This window comes from Dactylosporangium sp. NPDC049525, assembly GCF_040676755.1.
Classification (GTDB): Bacteria; Actinomycetota; Actinomycetes; order Mycobacteriales; family Micromonosporaceae; genus Dactylosporangium.
On record NZ_JBFAPO010000013.1, the window covers coordinates 72187 to 92854 of the forward strand.

The window sequence follows — 20668 nt, forward strand, 5'->3', positions numbered from 1 at the left end:
TCCGCGTCATGACGTGGGTGTGGGACTTCAGCCCGGTCGGCGGCACCGAACGCCTAGTGCTGCTCGCGGTCGCCGACAACGCCGCCGACGACGGCTCGAACGCGTGGCCGTCGCTGGCGACCCTCGCCCGGAAGACACGTGTCGATGTGCGCACGGTGCGCCGGATCATCCGGCGGTTGGAGGACGGCGGTCACCTGCTGGTTGAGGTGGCCGCCGGCCCCGGCGGCGCCAACCGCTACACGGTCGTAATGACCGAGCACGCCCAGCCTGTGGACAACCCTGTGCACGGACCTGTGGACAACGCGCCGACGGCCCCGGGCAGTTTGCCCGGGGGGCGTTTCGCCCGAGGGGTCCAGCGCCCGGGGACCCCGGACACAGCTACGCCCGGGACCCCCGGACACAGCTCTGCCCCCCGAACGTCCTTTACATCCAAGAACCGTCCTGGCGCGCCCGCGCCCTCCCGGGCGGGCGGCGCCGCGCTGCCGCCCCCGGTCGATGCCGCCCGCTGCCCGAAGCACCCCGGCCAGTCGGCCACCCACTGCGGCCCGTGCCGCGCCGAGACCCTCGGAGGCACCAAGTGAAGATCACCCTCAACCAGGCGTTCTACACCGTCGTGGTCACCGGCGCCTTGGCGGGCGCGTCCGACGTTGCCGCCGATCGTCTCGCGTGGCCGATGCTCGCTGCAGTCGCTGTCGTCGGCGCGGTCGAGTTCGGCGGCGTGGTCGTCTCCGCGCACGCCGACCGGCGCCGCCGCCTCGGTGAGCGGGCCGTCGCCGCCCGGGTCGTCTCCGCGCTGATCGCCCTCGGTGCGGTCACCGTCAACGTGTGGGGGCACGCCGGAAACCCGTTCCAGGCCGCGTTTTTCGGTGGCCTGTCGGCCCTCGGCTACGGCGTGTGGCTGCTCGACTCGGGCGCCCGCTACCGGGACGCGCAGCGGGCCGCCGGACGGCTGGAGGCGATCCCGCCGGTCTACGGCGTGTGGTTGTGGCTGCGACACCCCGGGCTCACACGCCGGGCGCGGCACCTGGCGCTGACCACCGGCGCCGACAAGCTCGCCTCCGTCGACGCGGCGCGGCTGCAGGTGCGCACCGAGCGGCGGCAGACGGCGATCGCGGCGACCCTGCGCACCCGGATCGCCGAGCGGGTCGGCCCGGTCATGGCTGACGTCGCGGTGAACACGTTCGACCTCGACGAGGTGGCGATCCGGCTCACCCGCGGCGCCGACTACGACGGCCTGGCCGCGCTGCTGGCCGCCGAGCTTGTTCCGGCCCGACTGGCACCGGTGGGCGTCGCCGGGTCGACGGTCGTCGAGCATGAGCCGGAGCGCGTTCCGGCGGAGATTACGGCGGGCGAAGTTCCGGCGCTTGCAGCGGGGATCGCCGAGGTCAGCGGGCCGGTGGCGCCGTCCGGAGTTCCGGAGATCGCCGCCGCACCGGAGGTGAATGCGCAGGCCGTCGAGCGGCCCGCCAGGAAGCCCCGCAAGGCCGCAGCGACTGCCACCCCGAAGCGGTCCAGCGCGGCCACCAAGCAGGCCGTCACAAGCCTCGTGGCGGGCGGAATGAAGGTGCCGGAGATCGCGGCGCTGCTGTCGATCTCGGAGCGCTACACCCGTCAGGTTCTGGCGCCCGGCACGGCCGGCGGCGACGACCCGGCCGACAACATCGAGCACGTCAACGGCGCCAAGATCGAGATGACTGGAGTGACGGCGTGACGGCCATCGAGCACGGCCCGCACCGGTTCGACACCCACTTCGAGCACGACCTCGACGACGAGCCGGAGCCGACCAGGGCGTCGGTGTACGTCGACATCATCGCGAAGGACCACGAGCGGCGGCCGGTCATTCCGGCCGCCCTCCGGGGCATCGGCAACCTCAAGGCGGGCGCCCGGCGAGCGGCTGGCCGGGCCGGGCACGTGCTGGCCTTCCACGCGGTTCGCGCGCCGCTGTACGTCATCCTCGCGGCGTTCTGGGCGGTCGTGGGTGTCGGTCGGCTCACTGGTGGGCAGGTCCGCTGGTGGTGGGTGAGCGAGCAGAGCACCCTCCGTCAGGGGGCCGCGACCCGCGACGACTCCGCGACGTGGCTGGCCCTGCACCGGGAGGCGCGCTCCACCCGGCTGTGGCGTGGGAGCGTCCTCGGCGCCGAGCTGCTCGCCGTCGTGGTCGTCGGCCTGGTCCTCGGGTACACCGCGCCCGGCTGGGTGCAGGCGGTCACGGTGGCGGTCGTCGTGCCGGTGCTCGCCCGCGTTGGACGGCCGGTCGGCAAGCCGATCGTCTCCGCTGCGGTGGTCGCGCCGAGGTTCCGGAAGCTGACGGCCGACGTCGTGCTGCGGGCCTACTACGCCGCCCGGCTCGGCGACCCCGTGAAGCCTGGCCAGGAAGTGACGTTCGGTGGTCCGATGGCCCGCGACGGCAACGGCTCCCGCGTGACCATCGACCTCCCCTACGGCAAGGGCCTCGACGACGCGGTCAAGGCGCGTGGTGCCATCGCCTCCGGCCTCGACGTCGCCGTATCGCAGGTGTTCATCACCCGGGAGCCGACCTCGCACCGGCGGCACGTCCTGTGGGTCGCCGACGTCGACCCGCTCGCGCTGCCCGCCGGGCGGACGCCGCTGCTGCGTCTGCGGCCTACCGACATCTGGGAGCCGGCGCCGTTCGGTCTCGACGAGCGCGGCGGCCGGGTCGTGCTGTCGCTGCTGTGGAACAGCGTGATGATCGGCGCCATCCCGAGGCAGGGTAAGACGTTCAGCGCCCGCGCCCTGGCCCTGTACGCCGCGCTGGACCCGTACGTGAAGCTGACCGTGTTCGACGGGAAGGGCTCCCCGGACTGGCGCAAGTTCGCCCTGGTCGCTGACCGGTGCGGGTTCGGGCTGGCGATGACCCGCGACGGCGATCCCGTCGAGCTGTTCCTGGAGGCGCTCCGCGAGATCAAAGCAGACGTGCAGGCCCGCTACCAGCGGCTCTCTGAGTTGCCCGCGTCGGTCTGCCCGGAGGGGAAGCTGACCCGGGAGATCTCCCGGGACCCGCGCTACGGCATGCCCGTCCGCCTGGTCGTCATCGACGAGTTCCAGGAGTACTTCGACCTCGGCGACGCCTCCAAGGAGATCGCCTCGCTGCTGGTGTTCCTGGTGAAGGTCGCGCCGGCCGCCGGCGTGATCGTGCTCGGCGCCACGCAGAAGCCGTCCGGCATCGGCACCGGCGCGGTCGCCCAGCAGTTCACCGCGTTCCGCGACAACTTCGCGGTGCGGTTCAGCCTGCGCACCGGCTCCTGGCAGGTCTCCGACCTCGTCCTCGGGTCCGGCGCCTACTCCGAGGGCTACGACTCCTCCACGCTGCTCCCGGCCTACAAGGGCGTCGGCATCCTGCGCGGCGCCACCGACGCCACACCGACGGTGCGGACGTACCTGGCCGACCAGGAGGACGCCGAACGCATCCTCACCGCCGCCAGGACCCTGCGGGAGCGGGCGGGGACGCTCAGCGGCCAGGCTGCCGGGGAGCCCGCCGCCCGGCAGGCCCGCGACGTCCTCGCCGACGTCGTGAAGGTCTGGTCGCACGTTGATCGGGCGGGCATCCAGTGGCCAGCGCTGGCCGAGCTGCTCGCCGCGCACCTGCCCGAGGGCTACGCGGGCGCCACCGCCGAATCGGTGAGCGCACTGCTGCGCGCCGAGGGCGTCGCCAGCGTCGACATCAAGGCGGCCGGGACGGTGCTCAAGGGCGCCCGCCTCGCCGACGTCGAGGCCGCGATCCACCGTCGGCAGCTCACCACCGGGTAGCGCCCGCCCCGCGACCGGTAGCGGCGGCGCGACCGCTGCCGCTACCGGTCTGACCAGCACAGACGCTGCCCGGTAGCGGGTCGCGGAAGACCCCCACCACCCCTGTTCTCCCTCTCTGAAGGGCTCCTGATGGCACTGCTCACCGCGACCGCCGACCACCCTGTGCGCGGCGCCCTGGTCCTCGTCCTGTTCCTGCTCATTCTCGCGGCCGGATATGCCGCCTCCTGCGCCTGGTGGCCGTTCGCGGCCTGCCGTCGGTGCTCCGGCACGGCAAAGCTCCGCAGCCCGTTCGGACGAGCCTTCCGGCTCTGCCCCCGCTGCAAGGGCACCGGCCGTCGGCTGCGCCTCGGCAGGGCCTTCTACAACGCGATCACCCACGTCCACCGCGACGGCACCCGGTGAGCCGCCTTCGACACCGCGCACGCACACGGGCGCATCTGACTGGAGATCAAGCAGGACACCCTGACTGGTGCGCTGGCGGTCACCGCTGCGGCCTCGGCGAACACCGCAGCGACCCGCACGCGGTCGACGTACCCGGCATCGGGCGCATGATCGTCGTGCGGGTCCTGGCTGGGGATGGCACCGAGCACGCCGAGGTGCGCGGGTCGGTGCGCCTGCCCGAGCAGGAGGGGCGGGCGCGCCGCCGGCTCCTGCGCCTACTCTTCGATCTTGGTGCCGCGCTAGCCGACAAGGGTCGTGAATCGTAATCTAGTCGCTGTTCGACTCAAGGGATGGAGTGCCAAACCTTCGCTCGAACTCGGCGATTCGCGCATTCCGATCGAATACGTACGTAAGGGGATCAGCACTCGGATCGTATGATTCTCGCCCTTGCCGTGTCGAAATCTGCCAAATCAGAACATAAAGGCCAAAAGCCGCATAAAGTGGCACGCGCCACTTGAGCTGCAAACATGCATAGAGGCTGCCTTTTAGTGCGCCGAGCACGGCTGTGTGCGGCCCCCCGCGGGGGGAAAGCAGGGCCCGCATCAAAATCGGATCTAGCGCGGCAGCATCGTCGTACATGCGCAGCCGCTCGGCATCGAGACGGGCACTGAGGCGGGCACCCAAGCGCCTCAGGACGCCGCCACACAGGAATCCAAACGCCGTGCCGAGTTTCAGTATCCCGCCCGGTCGCTCGGCCACCACGGCCGCCCATTCCTCCGAGTAGATCTCGCGCCGGTCGGCGTCGGTTGTCCAAAGTCTGGCCGCCACGGGGACGATGCGGAGCGCGGCCCACTCGAAGATGCTGAGCAGGTCGCCCAGCGCCCAGCCGACCAGCCCGCCGATGACGATCTCGTTCCAGTTCACGCGTGCGCCTCCCCGCCGAGCAGGCGACCCCAGCGGGAGGCAGTCTGCGGGCGGCGCTCGGCGAGCAGTTGCCGTGCATGTGCGCGGCCGTTCGGAGTGAGCTTGTAGAAGCGGCGACGCGGCCGGTTGTCCTCCGGGCCGAGTTCCTCCCACCGCTCGGTGAGCAGCTCCGCACCGGCGAGGCGCTCCAGGATCTTGTACACGGTTGGTCCGGCACGCCCGGTGCCCTTGATGATCGCCCAGCCGTGCAGTTCGAAGTCCTCGGCGGCGAGCAGCGCCTCCAGGACGTCGAGCGTCGGTTGGGTCACGCGCTCTGTCATGACTTAACTGTACTACATGATTTAAACCTAGGTGAAATAAGACGGCGAGGGGCTAGGACGCTCTCTGAGCCACCGACAGGTCGAATCACCCTGACCGCTCTACGACGGTGACCGCCCTGCTCCCGTTATAGCGTCTCGCTCGCAAACGTGGCTCATCTACGCTCACCAACAGCAAGCGAGCCACCGGTGGTCAGACCGGTGGCTCGCGAACGAAGTTGTCCCCTGCAAGCCGCTAAACCGCGAAGGAGTTCTCCGTAATGCCCACAGTACAAGGGGGCCGTGGCCCCCAGCGCAAGCCTGCCCGCGAGCAGGGATCCAACCTGACCGAGTTCACACGCGGGCCGTGGTTCCCGCTGGTCTGCGTCCTCGGCGTCATCATCGTGATCGTGCTGGCACTCGTGCTCACCGGCACGATCACCGGGCTCGCCGCGGTGCTCGGTGGCCTGGCGAGCGTGCTGCTCGCGCTCGGCGGCCTGCTCGCTGCGGCGGCCAGGTACCGACGCTAAGGCATACGCCTGGTCCGGTGCACCAGAGATACGTGGCCCTGCGTACTGCGCAGGGCCACGTCATCGACTCGGACAACTCGAATGACGGTGCGGTTGATCCGACAGTCCTGGCATTTCCGCTGGTCAACCTGCCGAAGTTTTGGTGCGACCGAACGCGTGTTCTAGTAGCGTCCCCTGGCATGGAAACCACCTCGGCCGCGACCTGCGCCGCCTCGAAGACGACCCCCACGGCGAACTGCGACATCGAGGTGCCGTGCGCGAAGTCAGCGGGGCACGTCGAGCGCGGTGACGTGGTTCACGAGGGCAGGGTCGGCGTGTTCCCCGTTAGGTGGTCGGCGAGCGGTCAGGCGTCGAACGCGTAGACGAGTTCGACGCGGTCGCGTCGAGCACCATGCGGCTGACCTCGACGCAACGGCCCGCCTCGGTGAAGGCGTTCCGCGTGATCTCGATGACCGTCGCGCCGACGCTGGACCCAAGGTCGAGCCGCTCGACCTCGTCGGGCGCGGTGCGCGGGCGGTCAGGCGCTCGGTGAAGCGGACCGGCGCGAACCCGAGTTCAGCGAGCCGGCCATACGTGCCGCCCGGTCCGACCTCCGTGCATGCGATCCGCGAGTCGCTGGCCACGTCCAGCGGCAGGAACGACTGCGAGATCTGCACCAGCCGCTGGTCGACCAGGAACCGGCGGGAGCGGGACAGGACCGCGGCGCCCAGGTCGACGCCGCGCGCTCGGCCACGTAGTCCGGCGCGGGCACCTCGGAGACAACGACGTCCACGGTGCGCGGCCCAACGCCGGTGTCGGCATCTTGGATCGCGCGGCCGGCGGCCCACTGCTCGTGCGCGCCCGAGCGCGTAGACCTAACTGATGACCACGGCAATGGTGCATCAGGGCCGATTCGCGCGTCTTCCCGCGTGCCAAGCGACGATGTCAAGCGCCCGCAGCGGCGTAATGGCCGGCCCCGGCGCGTACCCGCAGATCTCCTGCCAGGTCTTCAGCTGGCTGTTCAGGTCATGCCGTATCGCTTTACCCAGCAGCACTGCGAACTCCGCCCACGAGCGCTTGCTGTCGCGCGGGATCGGTGCCCCTGGTGCGTCCCGATAGCAATACCGGATGTTGTCGTCATACAGGGGGATGAAGCCCGGACGCTTACGGTGCAGGATTTTCGCGAGGATGGACCCACCGACCCCAGGCAGGCCATTACCGTCCAGCACGGAAAACATTGAGCCGAGCGTGTTCACATCCTCGTCAGGGTCCTCCAGGCGGGCGTTCGGTATCTTCCTGAGCAGCCCGCTGAGCTCCCCGCGTCTGCCTCGAAGGCCGTAGTAGGCCTCCAGCGACAAGCGGTTGACGTTTAGTAACACCGGCGCAAGGAGATCGGCGTCGTCCAGTTGATCGGGATCGTGGTGCGGCTGGTACGCCTCGTACGCCGGGTAGGCGAAGTGCACTCCAACGGCCGGGTTCAGGTAGGTACGCGCCGCTGCCAGCGCCTCTCTGCGCGGAACATGAAGTGCGCCGACATGGACGAACTCATCAGCAGGCAGCTCATCCATACATTCTCCTTCGTTGTTGGGGAGTCTAGTATCGCCGCATGCCCGCCCCGTCGAATACGCGTCGGAGTCTGCCCGAACATACCGTCGACTGCTGGGTGGCGGCGGATGTGCTCGGGCGCTTTCCCGACGCACAGCTCTGGGCGCCCACGCAGCGTGGATCCGACAATTGGGACACTGCGTTCCAGCTCGGCCCGACCAAATGCTTCATCCTCGAAAACAAGGCAACCGAGCCGTATGCACCAAAGCCGACTGAGCACAAGATCACCATAGATCTGCCACAACTCATCCGGTACGTCGATGCTGCTGGCGCACCCGTCTACTACATCCTTCCGGCACCTCCCTGGGCCGCCATGACTACGACGGCGACGCTCGACCCGGCGGCGCCCGTGCCGGAAGCGAGCCGGTGTCGGACCGGACGACAATGCGCCCACGGGGCTAGCGTCCATGGGCCCTTCGCGGACTGGGCTTACGTGATCGACCTTTTCTCCCTCGTCACATTCATCGCCAGTTACCGGCGCCCGCGCGGCGACAGCTATAGCATCCCCGCCCGCGAGCTCGAGAAGATCCGAGGCGCGGTAACGCTGGATGAGTTCCTGGAGGGAGTGGAGCTCTGTCACGCGGGCGGCGTTCCCTATGCCGATGCGGCTACAGCCCGGCAGAGATGGCAAGCAGACGCCGAAAACCGGCGACCGTTGGCGATGGAACTGCTTGGCGGTGACCTCAACTACCGTTTCAGGCCCGAATCCGGTCTCGCGCCCGGCGGCCGGTCGGGCGTGCTTGCCGTCGCGGTGCCAATGGCCGTGGCCAGCCGGTCGACCTGAAGGATCCGGCGGACGCCCACTTGGCGCCGTGGTCGAGTCGGCATGAGGATGGCGTTATGCAGCTCGGCGAAGCCGTGCTCCGTCAGCATCACCGCGGGGAGCCGAGCGGGATTGGCCCGGGCTTTGCCGAGACACGCGTAATACGCCCCAGGCCAGCATCTGCGGGAATAGCGGGTTCACCAACATCAAGCCGTACTAGGGAAGGCGGGCTGACCATGGCGAGCGTGAGAGAACTGCTGGACGACCTCGCGGCGGGAAGGCTGACCCTGGCCCAGGTTGCTGCGGACTTCCGCACCCGCACCTGGCCGCCGAGGCGACAAGCCACCGAAGCGCAGATGTGGGGCGTGCACGACGCCGACCTTCCCGAGGACGACTCGTGGCAGCTGGTCGAGACGGATTCGCGGCTAACCGCTGCCCAGTACGCGGTGCTGGGCAAGGCGTACGACCAGGCATACGCGAAGCACTGACCACACACAAAGAAGCCCGCCGGCAATCCGACGAGCTTTCGTATGTGGCGCGCGGTCAGTTCGCGCTGAGCGCCGGGCTAGGGCATCGACGTCAACAGGCTGTGGCAGTCCGACCACTCGGTGATCGCGTGAGTGGTCCTATTCGACTACCGTAACCGTCCGTGGGTGCATCGGCAGAAGATCTTCGGCTCCAGGCCGAGCAGCGTGCCCGAGTGCTGATCGACCAACAGCTACGCGAGGCCGGCTGGGTGGTACAGGATCGGACGGAGCTGAGCCTGTACGCCGGACCGGGGGTCGCGGTCCGCGAGATGGTGATGGCGAAGGGCCACGGCCGGGTCGACTACCTGCTCTACGTCGATCAGCGCGTGGTCGGAGTGATCGAAGCCAAGCCGCAGGGAACGCCGCTGTCGGGCGTGGAGTGGCAGTCGGCGATGTACGCCGAGGGTCTGCCTCCTGCCGTACGGCTCAAGGCGTTGACCCGCGACGGTCGGCTGCCATTTGTGTTCGAGGCCAGCGGCTCGGAGACCCACTTCACCAACGGGTACGACCCTCAGCCGCGGGCCCGGCGGATCTTCGCATTCCCGCAGCCGAGCAGCCTCGCACGGACCGTCCGCGACGCCGATACCGATCCGCAGCACCCGACCTGGCGGGCGAAAGTTCGCCACCTGCCTGCGCTTGACACCGCGCCGCTGCGCCCTGCGCAGATCACAGCGATTGAAGGCATCGAGCGGGCGCTCGCGGAGCAGCGTTTCGACCGGTCGCTGGTGCAGATGGCCACCGGTGCCGGCAAGACCTACACGGCAGTGACCGAGTGCTACCGGCTGCTCAAGCACGGCGGGTTCACGCGGGTGCTGTTCCTGGTCGACCGCAACAACCTCGCCGACCAGACCCTGGCGGAGTTCCAGAACTTCCGGACCCCGGGCGACGGGCGCCGCTTCGCCGAGCTGTACAACGCTGACAAGCTCAGCAGTGCGGGAATGCTCGGCAGCACCAACGTGGTGATCTCGACGATCCAACGGGTGTACCGGGTTCTTGCCGGCGACACCGCACCGGATGGCGACGACCCCGGGCTGGACGACTACGTTCCCGCCGCCCCGGTCACGGTGGTCTACAACCCGCACCTGCCGCCCGAGACGTTCGATCTGGTGATCGTGGACGAGGCGCACCGGTCGATCTACGGGGTGTGGCGCGGTGTGCTGGAGTACTTCGACGCGCACATCGTCGGGCTGACCGCGACGCCGGGGAAGCAGACGTTCGGGTTCTTCCGGCAGAACCTGGTCTCGGAATACACCTACCCCCAGTCCGTCGCCGATGGCGTCAACGTCGACTTCGACCTATACCGGATCAAAACCCGAATCAGCGAACAGGGCTCGCGCATCGACGCCGGAACCGTGGTGCCGAAGGTCGACCGCCGGACCCGCGTGCAGCGTTTGGAACAGCTCGACGAGGACGTCGAGTACACCAGCAAGCAACTCGACCGGGCGGTCACCGCTGATTCGCAGATCCGCCTCGTGCTGGAGACGTTCCGCGACCGGCTGTTCACCGAGATCTTTCCCGGCCGCAGCACCGTACCCAAGACTCTGATCTTCTGTAAGGACGATGCCCACGCCGAGGAGGTCGTCACCAGGATCCGGGAGGTCTTCGGCAAGGGCAACGACTTCGCCGCGAAGATCACCTACAGCGCCAAGGACCCCAAGGGCCAGCTCCAGGCGTTCCGCACCTCGGCCAGCCTGCGCGTCGCCGTGACGGTCGACATGATCGCCACCGGTACCGACGTCAAGCCCCTGGAGTGCGTGTTCTTCCTCCGCGACGTGCGGTCGGCGGCGTACTTCGAGCAGATGAAGGGCCGCGGCGCCCGTACCATCCCGTCCACCGACTTCCAGGCGGTCACCCCCGACGCCGCCGAGAAGACCCGGTTCGTCATCGTCGACGCGGTCGGTGTGACCGAGCACGAGTTCGTCGACCCCCCGCTCAACCGCGAGAAAGGCGCCTCGCTCAAGCAACTGCTGGACAAGGCCGCCACACTGACACTCACCGAGAACGAAACCGCCACCCTCGCGTCCCGGCTCGCCGCCCTGGAGCTGCAGCTCACCCCCGCCGAACGGGCCGAACTCGACCAGGTCGCCGGCGCGTCGGTCCGCGACATCGTCCGTGGCCTCGTCAACGCTGTCGATCCCGACACCCAGGCCAAGACCATCGCGGGCGCCGCCGACCCAGCAGCCGCCGTGCAACAACTGCTCGATGCGGCGGTACGGCCAATCGCCGCCAACCCCGCGCTGAGGCAACGGATCCTGGAACTCCGCCAAGCCCACGACCGGATCATCGACGAGGTAAGCGTCGACACCCTCGAAGATGCATACGGAGTCATCGACACCTCGCGGGCACGGTCCATCGTCGAGTCGTGGCAGGCGTACCTGGACGAACACCGCGACGAGATCACCGCGATCCAACTCCTCACCGAGGCCCGCGAACGTCGCATCTCCTTCGCCGACATCGCCGAACTCGCCGAGCGGATCAAGCGCCCGCCCCGCAACTGGACTCCCGACCTGATCTGGTCCGCCTACGAGGTCGTGTACGACGGCCACGTCCGGCACAGCGACCGACACACCCTGACCGACCTCGTGTCGCTCATCCGGTACACCATCGGCAAAGATGGTGAGCTCGTGCCATACGCGGAGAAGGTGCGGGAGCGATACGCGGGCTGGCTGCTCCAGCAGGAGCAGGCCGGGGCGACCTTCAGCGATACAGAGAGATGGTGGCTGGACCGGATGGTCGAAGTGATCGCAGCGTCGGCGGGCATCGGCCTAGACGATCTGGACAACGCTCCGTTCATCGAGCGCGGCGGCGTTGACGGCTTCGCCGCCGCGTTCGGCGACCGTGCCGGCGAACTACTCAAAGGGCTCAATCAAGGCCTGACGGCATGACGGAACTGCCACGAGGATGGGTTTTGGCACCGCTCCGGTCGGTGCTGCGCAGCCCAATGATCAATGGTCGTTCTGTTCCGTCACAGCAAGGCGGGTTTCCGGTACTGCGGTTGACCGCTCTACGAAATGATCGAGTCGACCTCCGCGAACGAAAGGATGGAGCCTGGACAAGCGAAGAGGCCACTCCCTTTCTCGTGGCCGAGGGCGATTTTCTTATCAGTCGTGGCAATGGCTCGCTCAACCTGGTCGGCCGAGGTGCACTCCTCGATGAGAGGCCTGACCCGGTCGCATTTCCTGATACCGTGATTCGCATTCGCGCAAACGAAGACGTGATCTTTCCCCGGTTCTTGGCTTTACAGTGGAACTCAAGATACGTCAGGTCCAAAATTGAGAACCTTGCCCGTACAACTGCGGGTATATACAAGGTCAATCAGGCTATCTTAGGCCACATTCCTCTTGTCATCCCACCGCTTGAGGAGCAGCGGCAGATCGTCGACATCCTCGAAGACCACCTCTCCCGCCTCGACGCCGCGGAGCGCTACATTGCCTCCGCCCGCAAATTAAGTGAAACCCTTCTGGTGTCCGCACTAACCTCGGACGAGGTCATAGCTTCGTCCCCAAGGACTACGTTGAAAAACCTGCTGTCCACCACGTTGTCGAACGGTCGTTCCGTTCCTACCAAGGAGGGCGGTTTTCCTGTTCTTCGGCTGACTGCACTGAAAGCCGAGGGAGTCGACTTAAAGGAGTGCAAGGAAGGCGATTGGACGGCTGATGAGGCGCGGCCTTTCTTCGTTCAACAAGGCGACTTCATGGTGGCCCGTGGAAACGGTAGCCTACGGCTGGTAGCCCGGGGCGCTTTGGTGCGCGAGCGGCCAGATCCGATAGCGTACCCCGATACGATGATCCGCATACGTGTCGATCAAGGGCGCATTGCGCTCAACTTCCTGGAGACAATGTGGAACTCCCCAATGGTTAGGCGACAGATTGAATCGATGGCGCGGACCACTGCAGGGATATACAAGGTCAATCAAAAGCATCTCGAAAGCGTTGTCTTGCCTGTGCCTAACCGGGACGATCAAGTACAGATCTGCGCGCGGTTGGAGCATGCAAGGGAGGCCGTGGCGCGACTTACCGAAGGCGTAACCGCTTCAACAATACTGTCGCGGTCGTTGCGGCGGTCATTGCTGGACGCGGCGTTCTCAGGACGCCTGACCGGACGAGTCAGCGACTTGGATGTGGTGGAGGGGATGGCTGGTGTCTGACGCGCGGCGATTGGTCGACAAGCTGTGGTCGTACTGCAACGTCTTGCGCGATGACGGCGTCGGCACCATCGAATACACCGAGCAGCTCACGTACCTCCTGTTCTTGAAGATGGCCCACGAACGCGAGATCCGGCCGCTTAGGGGCGAGCGGATCGTGCCCGAGCACTGCTCCTGGCAGCGGCTGCTCGACGCCGACGGTGACGACCTGGAGGTCACCTACCGCCACATCCTTCAGGAACTCGCCAAGCAGCCCGGAACGTTGGGCACGATCTACCGCAAGGCGCAGAACCGGATTCAGGACCCCGCCAAACTCAAGCGGCTAATTGTCGACCTCATCGACAAGGAAAACTGGTCAGCCACCGGCACCGACATCAAGGGTGACGCCTACGAAGAGCTCCTATCCAAGGGCGCCGAGGACATCAAATCCGGGGCGGGGCAGTACTTCACCCCTCGCGCGCTGATCCAGGCAATGGTCGACTGCATTCAACCGACGGTCCGGGATAACGTGGTCGACCCGGCCGCGGGCACTGGCGGCTTCCTGCTCGCCGCGCATGACCACGCATCCCAGCATGCCGAGACGCTGACCCCGACCGAGCGGGCGCATCTGCGCGACACCTTCCTCCAGGGCGTCGAACTGGTCGATGGCACAGCGCGGCTGGCGGCGATGAACCTGCTGCTGCACGGCATCGGCACGCCGAACGGTGAGAGCCTGATCGAGGTCAAGGACGCGCTGATCGCCGACCCTGGTGAGCGCTACTCGGTCGTGCTGTCCAATCCGCCGTTCGGCCGCAAGTCGTCGCTGACGATGATCGGCACGGACGGCCGCGAGTCGCGCGATGAACGGGAGATCGAGCGCCAGGACTTCGTCGTCACCACCGCCAACAAACAGCTCAACTTCGTGCAACACATCGCCACGATCCTCGACATCAACGGCCGGGCGGCGGTCGTGCTGCCCGACAACGTGCTCTTTGAGGGAGGCGCCGGCGAGACGCTGCGACGGCGAATCCTGCACGACTTCGACGTACACACGATGCTGCGTCTGCCCACCGGCATCTTCTACGCCCAAGGCGTCAAGGCCAATGTGCTGTTCTTCGACAAGAAGCCGGCGTCCGAGCGGGAGTGGACGGAGCGGCTGTGGATCTACGACCTGCGCATCAACCAGCACTTCACGCTCAAGCAGAACCCGCTGCGCCGCCATCACCTCGACGAGTTCGTGGAGTGTTACCTGCCGGGTAAGCCGCGCTCGGAGCGGGTGGAGAGCAAGCGGTTTAAGTCTTTCGATTACGACTACCTGCTAGCCCGTGACAAGGTCAACCTCGATATCACCTGGCTACGCGATGAGTCGCTGGAGGACATGGACAATCTTCCGGCGCCTGAGATTATCGCCCGCGAGATCGTCGAGGTCTATACAGCGGCGTTGGCCGAGTTCGAGGCCGTCGCCGCCGCGTTGGAAGCCTCCGCGGGACCCACGTCCGGCGCTGTGTCCATCACGGATGAATGAGTGCTAACTCGAACGTCTCAACCGTCCGGCCAAGGGCGAGGGCCGTGCGTGGCCACCATCGAGCAGCTTCTGCTTGTTGGTCCGCGGAGCGTTGCCGAAGATGCCGTACAGCGCGGGACGCAAGCAGTGCTGCCATATTACGGGGCAGGATCACCCCTAAGACCGCTCATAACGCCCTTGACACACCCGTCTATGAAAGCCTCCTTGTCCACGTCCGCGCCGTTGGTGTCGTAGGCCACGCCGCCCTCGACCCAGCGGAAGGTGCCGCCCGTCAGCGGCACCGTGGCGCTGGTGCATCCGGATTTGATTTCGTCTATTGTCGGCGCGGGGCTGCCGTAGTGGGAGCCGACACCATGGCCGTAGGAGAAGCCGAAGCGGAACGACAGCTGGCTGTTGTCACGCATCCCGTTAAAGGCCATTACCACCCCGATCACGGCGAAGACAAGCACGGCAGCCACGGCCGCCTTCCACCCGTACGGCAGGCGGCGGAATCTGACGATGCTGCGTCCGATCAGGCGGGCGGCTTTGTCCATCCGGGTGGTAACAGTCAGGTCATCGTCGGCCACGCCGATCACGGTGTCAGATGAGCCTTCCGATCGGTATCAACTGATTACCTGCAACCGCCGGGCCGATGGGCTGGCTCATCACGTGTCAACCTCGGCTGTCGCGGCGCCCGGCTCCAAGTGCCGGTAAAGGGTCGCCCGGCTGACTCCGACCACCTTGGCGATGGCCTCGACGGTGTGCTGCTTCGACTCGTACATCTGCCGGGCCACGGCAAGCTTGTCGGGCGTCATCACCGGCCGCCGGCCGCCCTTGCGCCCGCGGGCGCGGGCCGCCTCCAGGCCGTCGAGGGTGCGCTCCGACAGGAGGTCACGCTCGAACTCGGCAATGCCCGCCAGGATGTGAAAGAAAAACTTCCCGGCGGAGGTGCTGGTGTCGATGCCCTGCGACAGCACCTGGAAGTCGACGCCCCGGCTCTTCAGGTCGTCGGCGAGCTCGCAGAGGTTCTTCACCGACCGGCCGAGCCGGTCGAGGCGTGTGATGACGAGCTGGTCGCCGGGGCGCAGGTAGTCGAGGGCGGCGTCGAGCTGGGGGCGCCGGGCGAGCTTGCCGCTGGCCCGGTCGATGAAGGTCCGTTCGCATCCGGCGGCCTTCAGGGCGTCTTCCTGTGACTCGGGGTGCTGATCCCGGGTGCTGACTCGCGCGTAGCCAATCTTCGCCATGCGTCTATTGTCTCACAAACGATCGTCTGTGAGACGAACCGAACCGACCCGCTGGGATCCGGTCGGGCACGTTTCGCAAGCCGTGTACTAAATCAACGTCTCAAGATGATACGGGGGATCGTTTGTGGAACGATCGTCACCGTGAGCGTCCACACGTACCTGTTTGAGGAGCCTCGCCCAGCGGGCATTGGCCCGAAGGACCTGCTGCAGCAGGTCGCCGAACAGGGTGTTGTCATGCACCGCGACACGCTGCATGTGAAGCTCCGCGCGCTGCGGGACGCTGACCCGGCGAGAGCGCATCAGCCGCGGCGGGGAAGTGAGCGGTGGGTCCGAGGCCTTGATGACATGGTCCGGTGTTCGTCGGCCTGACGAAGCCGATCGAACCCTGGCACGCTCTGCGGTCAGTCGATAACGTGCAGCCATGTCAACCGACTCGGGTTCAGTAAGTGGCAGCAATGTGGTCAACGACTACCAAACCGTGATGGACGAGTTAGTACGTGGTCATGTGCCCACAGACCATGCCTTGGAACAGCTTCGTGCGGCCCTGAGGGGCATCCTGCTCGACAGGCACGGGGCACACTTATTTCGACATTTGACCTCAGCGGGCCGCGATATCGGCGCGCTGCTGCTCTACGCAGAACCCGACTGGTTCGGCGGGGTGAAGACATGGGTGCCAGCGTTGGTTGAATCGCTGCTAAGCGGCGATCAAAGAGTCTATGAACTTGCCAAAGCGGCGCTCCGCCGGGTTCGTCCCGGCCCTGACACCAACATGGCTCGGTGGAGCTTCGAACTCAGGGCACTGCTCCGCCACCTGGATGCCGAAATGCCACCAGGCTTCACAATTCCATTTCAAAGGTCCCACAAGTTACCGGGACAACGTAGGTGGACGACGCACCAAGAGGGCATGCATGCAGGCTGGACCACCTCAGAGCCTCAGTCCACACCGGAGAATCCGCCGACGGCAACGGTCAACATAGATGCATACCTTGACACCCACGACATGCAGGTCGCAGTCAGGGTGGTGGAAGCGCTGGATCGCCTTTCCACCGCACTGGGTTACGACGAGCTGAACCACGGTTCCCTCAAGGAGGGCTCGTTCCGGTGGCGGACGAGAGCGGCCACGAGGCGGGCACGGGACGAGCTCGCCTCAAGGCTGATCAAAGTAGAGCGGATGCTTGAACTTCAGCACCTCGATGGCCGACAGGCGGATGTCGACACGAAGGAGGCACAGGCCGTTGCTCAACTCATGGAGGCGCTCAAGGACGTGCCACGCGCTTGCATGCGAGTCGGCTCGATCCTCATCGTCAAGTACGTGGACGCAGGCGCACCCGTCATTCTGGTTCGCAACCTGTCGCAGCCCGAGATTCGACTCCTGGAGCAGTATCCGGAGATCCAGCAGAACCCAGCCAACGTGCTGACAGCGCTCGCAACTGCTGCTGCGTCGTCAGTGCAGGATCCCGTTCGTCCGTAGGGTCAACAAGACTGTCCGAGCTGCTGAAAGCCCCATCGATTCGTGACCGGCTGCGCCCGGCGGCGTCGAGCGCGAGCGCGGCACCCTCGATCCGGCGCGCCGTCGCGCGCTCTCTGGCCGTGGTCGGCGGCATCTCAGCCAGGATGGCGCGCAGCATCCGGGGCCCACGACCAGCAGACCAGCCGCCCGGGTGCTTGCCGAAACCGTGGCCGACGCGCAGAATCACCGCCGTGACTGAAGCGCGGGGACACAACGGACAAGTCGAGTTCGACGGCAACTACATCACCATCCTGCGCAAGGGCCTCCTCGCCCGCGCATCGGTCGGGAAGGGCGAGAAGCGAATCCCGCTCATCGCGGTGGTGTCGGTCCAGTGGAAGCCGGCGGGCATGTTCGTCAACGGCTTCATCCAGTTCGAGACCGCCGGTGTCGGTGGCACCCGCTCCCGGGCCGGGTCGCAGACACAGGATGCCGCCCGCGATGAGAACTCGATCCTCTTCACCAAGGCGCAGATGCCGGTGTTTGAGAAGCTGCGGACGGCCGTTGAGCAGGCGCTGGCCGTTCGGCACAACCCGCCGCCTCAGGCCGCCGCGCCTGCGGCGTCCGTCGCCGACGAGCTCCAGAAGCTGGCCGGGCTGTTGCAGCAGGGAATCCTCACCCAGCCCGAGTTCGAGGCGCAGAAGGCCCGGCTCCTCGCCGGCCGGTAGCGGCCCGAGACAGCGAACGGCCCCGTTCTCCTGGTTGGAGAGCGAGGCCGTTTCATGCGCGTGGGCATGTGCGTGGCGAGTCAGTCGTGCGTCGCTGGCTAGGGCCCGATGTTGAGAGGGGCGGAATGAGCCGTCCTCTTCGGTCTACAACCTGATCGCCACCGGCCGCCTTGAGCGGGTGGACATCGGCACCGACAGGAAGCCACGCACGAGGGTCAAGGAGTCCGCACTGACCGCGTACATCGAGCGGTGCACCGTTCCCGCGGTGCACCGCTCACGCACTAAACCGTTGCGCGGGGCGGCGTGAGCCGGGATGACCGGCGGCGGCCGGTCGACCAGATGCTCACAATCCAGAGGTCGCCGCCTTTCTCCGCGTCTCCGACCGGACGGTCTACCGACTGATCGCGGACGAGTCACTCACCGTCCACGACGTGAGCCGCGGCCCAGGCGCACCAAGCTGCGGGTAACCGAATCCGCGCTTGCCGCATACCAGGAGTCGATCGCTGTCCCCATCCTGAAGCGGGCGTCGAGGAGCTGCGGCAGGAACGGCGCGGGACGCCTACGGCAGGGGTTTTCTAGCGACGCTTCCCGAGCGTTGGCAAGCCGCCACTGACAGCTCGGACGCTATCGCCGTCTCTCGGTAAACCACGGTCAAGTCGACGCGTCGCAGCTTCGAGACGTGCACGCCTGAGTACGCCCTTGCCGACCACCCGTGTGGCCACGGCACGCGCCTGCTTGCGGTTCGAGATACCCGTAATCAGGCGGATGGTTTCGTCTGACGCTTTGCCCGGAGACAACAATGCGCGGCGAAGTGCGTTCACTTGCTTTGGTGCGAACGACAGGCCCGTCCTCGCGTCACGGCCGGCAACACGACCAGAGGAGGAGTCGGTTGAGCCCTTAAGCCGCCCGTCTGTCGGCCGAGAGCTGCGACTGTGCCCGCACTGCCCGACGATCAGTTCGCAGATTGGACATCTAGCCTCGCCACTGGGCATGCCATTCATGGTGGCACATCCGAGATCGACGTCACGTTAGGTCCGATGAGCGGACGGGCGGTGTGTTCAACCAACACTGACCGGACGGCAACGCGAGCAGCACTCACGCGAGCGTCGCCATGCCACCCTGTCGGCATGCCCACGAACGGCCAGGAGCCGGACACCCCACCAGAGGAACCGCTACCCCCGCAGGAACGACCCCGCTACCGGCAGTTGTCACGCGGGGAGCGAGCCGGAGCCATCACCGCCGGCACGATCATCGGCATCGCCGGGTTCGTCGCCATGTTCCTCACCGAAAACGAAGGCGGCGTCGCGGTCGCGATCATCCTCGCCGGCGCGCTGCTGATCCTCGGCATTCAGGGCACGCAGCTTGGCAGGCTCGGCGGCGAACAGGTCGGCTTCGAGTTGATGGTCCGCGAGGAAGAACGGCGGGAGATTGCCGAACGTGCCACGAGCGTGGCCGAGGAGAATCCTGCCGAGGCGCAAGCAATGCTCGAAGGGTACGAGGTAGCTGACCCAGGTGCCCGGAGGTCTCGGGTAGTGGCCGAGGCAAGAGGGTACGTCTACGAGAAACGCGTCGTGGACAAACTCCGCAGTCTTGTCGGCACCACGGACGCACGTGCCGTGCACATTCAGGGCACTCCGGGCATGCCGGATGCAGTAATCGAATTCCCTGAGGGCGACATTGCAGTCGAGGCAATAGAAGTCGTAGCGGGCGAAATGGTGGGATTCGCACCGATGGTGGACAGGGCTAGGCGGGCTGGATCTCGTGGAGTGCTCGTGGTCTTCAGTACGCTCATTGGCCGTTCGCAGGTGTTTGTGCCCAGGCAGTTCGACGGGGTGAGCATGGAAGCGGTTGTCTGGCACGGGTCGTACGACGACGACCACCTAACCGACGCTCTTCGACAGCTCCGTGCTCGGCTGCGGGATGAGGATCCAGAGGCGCCTTCGGCCGTGCCTGTGGGATAGAGCAGTAGAGCCAGCTCCACGACTGGAATGAGCTGGTCGTGGAGCTGGCCCGACTATTGCCGATCGACCGCTGCTTGCACCTTAGGTGGCGCCTGCGGAGGCGGTCGGGGCCATCGGGAACCTCTCGGGTCGGAATCGAAGGGGACGCCGTACAAGGTGGCGTGTTTGATGCTGGGTGGCCGGTCGGGTGGACGCAGCGGAGAACCCGGTCGGCGGAGACTGGCTTCTCGGCGGGGCACACTCCGGGATGCTCCTGTGCTGGGTACCAGCGCATCTGCCGGGTCAGGGCCGGGTCGTCGGCGACCCCACCGCCGGCGGTCAGGTCGAAGCGGCGGGCGTTGCGCTCCATCGAGTCGAGGAGACGCCAGGTCCGGTCGAGCACGGCGGTCCGGCCAGCTGAGCGGTGCTCACCGCAGCACGCCGGCAGCGGTCGCCTACAGTGACGCGATGGCCAGCGACGTTGAGGAGTACGACGGCATCTTGGCCGCGTACATCGGGGGCACCACACCAGCGGAAGCGTTTCGAGCGGCTGCTAAGTGGGTCGCCGGCAAAGACGGGGCGCTCACCATCAACGCCATCCGGTGGGACAAGAAGGCGTTCGACGAATACGAGCTCGCGATCTACTACGAGCCCATCGATTCGTGACCGGCTACACCCGCGGCGTCGAGCGCGCACGCAGCACCCTCAATCCGGCGCGCCGTCGCCCGGTCGGTCGGTGTCTGCGGCGGCAGCTCGTCGAGGACGGCCCGCAGCATCCGGGTCGCTTCGGCGGCGCCTACCGGGTCGATAGTGATCACAACGTCACTGTACGTGGCATCCGCCTCGACGGCCCACGCCGCGGCCTCCTTCGCTGCGGCCGGTTGCTCGGTGCTGCTCATGATGTCCTCC

The 20668-nt window shown here is 66.8% G+C and carries 23 protein-coding genes; 16 read left to right on the plus strand and 7 right to left on the minus strand.

All coding sequences use genetic code 11. The features are described from left to right. Positions 1-8 precede the first annotated feature (8 nt). The 5 genes from AB0K00_RS20575 (at position 9) to AB0K00_RS20595 (ending at position 4475) form a co-directional block, all read left to right on the plus strand. The gene (locus tag AB0K00_RS20575; RefSeq protein ID WP_363522900.1) at positions 9-581 is read left to right on the plus strand and encodes a helix-turn-helix domain-containing protein; all 573 of its coding nucleotides are present in this window, start codon (positions 9-11) and stop codon (positions 579-581) included. Beyond that, positions 578-1711 carry a hypothetical protein gene (locus tag AB0K00_RS20580; protein WP_363522901.1) on the plus strand — a complete coding sequence of 378 codons (1134 nt, stop codon included), beginning with the start codon at positions 578-580 and terminating at the stop codon, positions 1709-1711. The genes AB0K00_RS20575 and AB0K00_RS20580 overlap by 4 nt, the downstream gene beginning before the upstream one ends. After that, entirely contained in the window at positions 1708-3768 is a 2061-nt protein-coding gene (locus tag AB0K00_RS20585) for a cell division protein FtsK (protein ID WP_363522903.1), read from the plus strand. The genes AB0K00_RS20580 and AB0K00_RS20585 overlap by 4 nt, the downstream gene beginning before the upstream one ends. A gap of 129 nt (positions 3769-3897) precedes the next feature. After that, a complete protein-coding gene (locus tag AB0K00_RS20590; protein WP_363522905.1) occupies positions 3898-4170 on the plus strand; it encodes a hypothetical protein in 273 nt (90 codons plus the stop codon). Positions 4171-4316: 146 nt separating this feature from the next. Continuing rightward, the gene (locus tag AB0K00_RS20595; RefSeq protein ID WP_363522907.1) at positions 4317-4475 is read left to right on the plus strand and encodes a hypothetical protein; all 159 of its coding nucleotides are present in this window, start codon (positions 4317-4319) and stop codon (positions 4473-4475) included. A 1-nt stretch (position 4476) separates the two neighbouring features. On the opposite strand, the gene AB0K00_RS20600 is transcribed toward AB0K00_RS20595, so the two are convergent. Together AB0K00_RS20600 and AB0K00_RS20605 are read right to left on the minus strand one after the other, a co-directional pair. Next, entirely contained in the window at positions 4477-5073 is a 597-nt protein-coding gene (locus AB0K00_RS20600; protein ID WP_363522909.1) for a hypothetical protein, read from the minus strand. Continuing rightward, positions 5070-5393: a PadR family transcriptional regulator gene (locus AB0K00_RS20605; RefSeq protein WP_363522911.1), complete on the minus strand. Its 324-nt coding sequence runs from the start codon at positions 5391-5393 to the stop codon at positions 5070-5072. Before AB0K00_RS20605 ends, AB0K00_RS20600 begins: the two co-directional genes overlap by 4 nt. Before the next feature lie 257 nt (positions 5394-5650). On the opposite strand from AB0K00_RS20605, the gene AB0K00_RS20610 reads away from it, so the two are divergent. Beyond that, positions 5651-5899 carry a hypothetical protein gene (locus AB0K00_RS20610; protein WP_363522913.1) on the plus strand — a complete coding sequence of 83 codons (249 nt, stop codon included), beginning with the start codon at positions 5651-5653 and terminating at the stop codon, positions 5897-5899. Between the two features lie 179 nt (positions 5900-6078). Next, complete coding sequence (locus AB0K00_RS20615; RefSeq protein WP_363522915.1) at positions 6079-6261, plus strand: hypothetical protein; 183 nt, start codon at positions 6079-6081, stop codon at positions 6259-6261. Between the two features lie 519 nt (positions 6262-6780). Here the strand turns inward: AB0K00_RS20615 and AB0K00_RS20620 are convergent. After that, on the minus strand, positions 6781-7446 hold the full coding sequence (locus AB0K00_RS20620) for a DUF6308 family protein (protein WP_363522917.1): 666 nt from the start codon (positions 7444-7446) through the stop codon (positions 6781-6783). Between the two features lie 95 nt (positions 7447-7541). Here AB0K00_RS20620 and AB0K00_RS20625 point away from each other — a divergent pair, with 95 nt between their 5' ends. The 5 genes from AB0K00_RS20625 (at position 7542) to AB0K00_RS20645 (ending at position 14421) form a co-directional block, all read left to right on the plus strand. Then, on the plus strand, positions 7542-8267 hold the full coding sequence (locus tag AB0K00_RS20625) for a hypothetical protein (protein ID WP_363522919.1): 726 nt from the start codon (positions 7542-7544) through the stop codon (positions 8265-8267). A 224-nt stretch (positions 8268-8491) separates the two neighbouring features. Further along, positions 8492-8734 carry a hypothetical protein gene (locus tag AB0K00_RS20630; protein ID WP_363522921.1) on the plus strand — a complete coding sequence of 81 codons (243 nt, stop codon included), beginning with the start codon at positions 8492-8494 and terminating at the stop codon, positions 8732-8734. A gap of 212 nt (positions 8735-8946) precedes the next feature. Further along, on the plus strand, positions 8947-11658 hold the full coding sequence (locus tag AB0K00_RS20635) for a DEAD/DEAH box helicase family protein (RefSeq protein ID WP_363522922.1): 2712 nt from the start codon (positions 8947-8949) through the stop codon (positions 11656-11658). Then, on the plus strand, positions 11655-12920 hold the full coding sequence (locus AB0K00_RS20640; protein WP_363522923.1) for a restriction endonuclease subunit S: 1266 nt from the start codon (positions 11655-11657) through the stop codon (positions 12918-12920). The genes AB0K00_RS20635 and AB0K00_RS20640 overlap by 4 nt, the downstream gene beginning before the upstream one ends. Beyond that, positions 12913-14421: a class I SAM-dependent DNA methyltransferase gene (locus AB0K00_RS20645; RefSeq protein ID WP_363522925.1), complete on the plus strand. Its 1509-nt coding sequence runs from the start codon at positions 12913-12915 to the stop codon at positions 14419-14421. The genes AB0K00_RS20640 and AB0K00_RS20645 overlap by 8 nt, the downstream gene beginning before the upstream one ends. 137 nt (positions 14422-14558) lie before the next feature. Here AB0K00_RS20645 and AB0K00_RS20650 read toward each other — a convergent pair whose 3' ends face one another. The 3 genes from AB0K00_RS20650 to AB0K00_RS20660 form a co-directional block, all read right to left on the minus strand. Beyond that, a complete protein-coding gene (locus tag AB0K00_RS20650; RefSeq protein ID WP_363522926.1) occupies positions 14559-14987 on the minus strand; it encodes a hypothetical protein in 429 nt (142 codons plus the stop codon). A 78-nt stretch (positions 14988-15065) separates the two neighbouring features. Then, positions 15066-15644, minus strand: coding sequence for a recombinase family protein (locus tag AB0K00_RS20655; protein ID WP_363522928.1), 579 nt, complete (start codon positions 15642-15644; stop codon positions 15066-15068). Between the two features lie 87 nt (positions 15645-15731). After that, complete coding sequence (locus tag AB0K00_RS20660; RefSeq protein WP_363522930.1) at positions 15732-15899, minus strand: hypothetical protein; 168 nt, start codon at positions 15897-15899, stop codon at positions 15732-15734. 166 nt (positions 15900-16065) lie between these two features. Between AB0K00_RS20660 and AB0K00_RS20665 the strand changes: the two genes are divergently transcribed. From AB0K00_RS20665 to AB0K00_RS20680, 4 genes are all read left to right on the plus strand, one after another. Then, positions 16066-17115: a hypothetical protein gene (locus AB0K00_RS20665; RefSeq protein ID WP_363522932.1), complete on the plus strand. Its 1050-nt coding sequence runs from the start codon at positions 16066-16068 to the stop codon at positions 17113-17115. Positions 17116-17345: 230 nt separating this feature from the next. Further along, entirely contained in the window at positions 17346-17819 is a 474-nt protein-coding gene (locus AB0K00_RS20670; protein WP_363522933.1) for a DUF4429 domain-containing protein, read from the plus strand. Positions 17820-18946: 1127 nt separating this feature from the next. Continuing rightward, positions 18947-19780 carry a hypothetical protein gene (locus tag AB0K00_RS20675; protein ID WP_363522935.1) on the plus strand — a complete coding sequence of 278 codons (834 nt, stop codon included), beginning with the start codon at positions 18947-18949 and terminating at the stop codon, positions 19778-19780. Positions 19781-20227: 447 nt separating this feature from the next. Then, positions 20228-20425 carry a hypothetical protein gene (locus tag AB0K00_RS20680; protein WP_363522936.1) on the plus strand — a complete coding sequence of 66 codons (198 nt, stop codon included), beginning with the start codon at positions 20228-20230 and terminating at the stop codon, positions 20423-20425. Here AB0K00_RS20680 and AB0K00_RS20685 read toward each other — a convergent pair. After that, the gene (locus tag AB0K00_RS20685; RefSeq protein ID WP_363522938.1) at positions 20404-20658 is read right to left on the minus strand and encodes a hypothetical protein; all 255 of its coding nucleotides are present in this window, start codon (positions 20656-20658) and stop codon (positions 20404-20406) included. The genes AB0K00_RS20680 and AB0K00_RS20685 overlap by 22 nt on opposite strands. Positions 20659-20668 lie beyond the last annotated feature (10 nt).